The sequence below is a fragment of the Bacillus cereus group sp. BfR-BA-01383 genome (assembly GCF_022663495.1).
Lineage (GTDB): Bacteria > Bacillota > Bacilli > Bacillales > Bacillaceae_G > Bacillus_A > Bacillus_A cereus_AU.
The window spans coordinates 1-2,541 of record NZ_JAKUFP010000081.1 but is presented as its reverse complement, the minus strand read 5'-3'; the positions used below and the strand labels follow the sequence as shown (position 1 = coordinate 2,541).

Sequence of the window (2,541 nt, the reverse complement as noted above, 5' to 3'; positions counted from 1 at the left end):
CGACCTTTTCTTCACTTCTACTATATAAAAAATAGTAGTGCGAACCAATGCCTTGGTCTGCACTACTAATCTTAGTATGTTTTCTTTGTTACATAGAAATTACACATTAAACCAGTGAACATTCTAATAAGACAAGCATATGATGAATTCGTGGGACGAGTTATCATATGAGATGAAACTTGGAGCGCCATACTTATTTTTTGAAGGGTACCTAATGACAGGTACTCTTTTTATTTTGTACCTTTTAATAAGGACAAGCATATATTGGAGTATGGGGTAGCCCCATTTCATATATTTGAGCACCTACAATCGTAAGGTGCTCTTTATTTTGAACAAAATGGACATTTGAATAGGAGGGTAATGGATGATGGGTTTAACATTAGAAGGATTGGAAAAGTGTTTTAATGAAGCTGCAAGTGAAGGCACAGAGTATGTAGCAGTTCAAATTGAAATGGATGGATTTCCAAGTGATGAAGTTATTATTTATGACAACGATAATATCACTTCTAAATTAGCGTATTATAAGAAAACTTATAATGAGGAATTAGAACATAGATATGCTCCAGGTATTCGAATTGTAGGTTTCGCACATGGATACTCGTTTTTAAATATTGAACACAGGTTAGGATTACTTGAAAGAAACAATGATTAAACCAATAGCAATTATCGTAGGCGCTGCCGTGATCTGGGTGGCGTTTTGTTTGTTGTTAAGGGATGAAATAGACTTGCAATTTGAAGATTAAATAATATTATTATTACTTTAAAATGCAAAAAGTAGACTAGTAAACAAGCTGTTTTTGTTTTTTAGCATAGAATATGATGAATCCTAAAGTTAAGAGGAGGTAATTATATTTATGGGATGTAATTGTAATTTCAGACGTTCACGAGATTGTAATAGATTTTGGGATGATTTAATGTTCTGTAGACGCAGACATAGAGATTGTGATGACTGTCGTTGTAAACGTGATCGCGACTGTGATTGTGATGAATGTCGTCGTAGACGTAATCATGATCGTGACTGTGATTGTGATAAGCGTAAGGATTGGTAAAGTCCTTTGAATGAGTGCGTTTCTTCACAGCACTCTTTTTTTTGTTTATGGGTTTTCTAAATTTATACTTATTAAATACGAAGAATGTAGTTGCAATTCGATTTAAGAACTAACAAAACAAACGAAAATAAATGTCTTACTTCCCTGTCTAAAAGTTGAAACATAATTTTTATTTTTAATCCTATTTTTAGTATCCATCAATACGTTAAGTCAGGTGGATTCGGTACTAACTCCTTAGATGAAGCTATTCAAGCTATGACAGAATGAGGAATAAAAGGTAGCGTTAATGTTGATCCAATTTCTGGACTATGTTATATCCAAACCGATGTCCTACCTAATGCAGAGTTAGATAAGATTACTTGGTGGATGGATACTAGACCAGGTGGTAAATGGTGGCATGAATATATCAAAGTGAGATAATAGTTGAAGCCGTCCTTAATCGGGCGTCTTCAACTATTATCTAAATGCTTCCTTAGCTTTCTTTATTGAGTTCTGTTCCTCTTTTGTATTTGTACATTCGATAACCATAACAGACAGTCCAAAATATAAACAAACAGCCTTTATCTTGCTAACTCTCACAAGAACTTACACTTTTGCTGTATCTGTATTTAACCTAGAGAATACAAGATTTTTTCATTTTTATTCCCGGTTATATTTGAAAAACTGTATGTTTTTTATCTCAAATCAATTATATCTATAAATTTAAGGGAAATTCTGTTATAAGATGCATCAGTGCAAGTTATTAAATTCTTTATCGGATTTATTTCAGTTACAGTCACATATCTAGTAAGCAAATGACCATCTCTATAATAAGTAATCGATATTTTCTCTTCAGAAAGAAATGAACATAATAACTTGTTTTCAATAATTTCTTGTTCGTCTTGGGTTAATGTAGGGCGCTCCACTTTTGTTTGTTTTTTAACAATCTTACCAATACCGATGACTTTCTTCGGTATCGGAGCGAATGGAGTCCGCTTAACCATTCTTTTTGGCATATGTGTATAGTCCATGCTGTATATCTCCCTAATTGCTATTAATAATTGTATCATTATATCAATTTTTGGAGATGTTAGGATTATTTATGTAATTATAAAATAAACATTTAGAGGTTTTTGGCTCCTTATAAAATCAACCCAATTTAACTCTAAGCATGATTTATATATATAATACGAGAAATCACTGTGGAGTCCCTTTGTAGGTAAGCGTGTTGTTGCTAAGGTTAATAATCTACGTTTCAATCATACCCTTCTTGGCAGGGGAAAGATGTTGCTGGTTCTGTAGATGTAGGGTTAGGATTTACAATTGATGCGAAAATAATTGTTAATGGATTATCACAATATAAGGTACAAAATGGTAAGGGGAAAACATACTATATAACAGCAAATGAATCCTATGTATATGTGAAGTGAACCCCGAAACCGGGACACCTATCAAAACACCTAAACCATCTGTTCCCTATATTCTTTAGGGGATAGGTGGTTTAATTTTTCTT

The 2,541-nt window shown here is 33.0% G+C and carries 3 protein-coding genes and 2 pseudogenes; 4 read left to right on the top strand and 1 reads right to left on the bottom strand.

The window, feature by feature from the left end; genetic code table 11:
• Nucleotides 1-367: 367 nt before the first annotated feature.
• The 3 genes and pseudogenes from MR065_RS26925 to MR065_RS26915 all read left to right on the top strand — a co-directional run.
• Nucleotides 368-652, top strand: a complete 285-nt coding sequence (locus tag MR065_RS26925; protein ID WP_242215730.1) for a hypothetical protein — start codon at nt 368-370, stop codon at nt 650-652.
• A 202-nt stretch (nt 653-854) separates the two neighbouring features.
• Complete coding sequence (locus MR065_RS26920; RefSeq protein ID WP_097902209.1) at nt 855-1,049, top strand: hypothetical protein; 195 nt, start codon at nt 855-857, stop codon at nt 1,047-1,049.
• 195 nt (nt 1,050-1,244) lie between these two features.
• Nucleotides 1,245-1,469, top strand: a pseudogene (locus MR065_RS26915) (N-acetylmuramoyl-L-alanine amidase C-terminal domain-containing protein); the annotation flags it as partial.
• Between the two features lie 254 nt (nt 1,470-1,723).
• On the opposite strand, the gene MR065_RS26910 reads toward MR065_RS26915, so the two are convergent.
• Nucleotides 1,724-2,059, bottom strand: a complete 336-nt coding sequence (locus MR065_RS26910; RefSeq protein WP_242215729.1) for a YolD-like family protein — start codon at nt 2,057-2,059, stop codon at nt 1,724-1,726.
• A 175-nt stretch (nt 2,060-2,234) separates the two neighbouring features.
• Between MR065_RS26910 and MR065_RS26905 the strand changes: the two are divergent.
• Nucleotides 2,235-2,458: pseudogene (locus MR065_RS26905) on the top strand (N-acetylmuramoyl-L-alanine amidase); the annotation flags it as partial.
• Nucleotides 2,459-2,541: the final 83 nt, after the last annotated feature.

What these genes read in the sequence shown, in the direction of transcription:
- MR065_RS26925 (WP_242215730.1), top strand. Translation starts at nt 368, where the DNA reads ATGGGTTTAACATTAGAAGGATTGGAAAAGTGTTTTAATGAAGCTGCA.
- MR065_RS26920 (WP_097902209.1), top strand. Translation starts at nt 855, where the DNA reads ATGGGATGTAATTGTAATTTCAGACGTTCACGAGATTGTAATAGATTT.
- MR065_RS26910 (WP_242215729.1), bottom strand. Translation starts at nt 2,059, where the DNA reads ATGGACTATACACATATGCCAAAAAGAATGGTTAAGCGGACTCCATTC.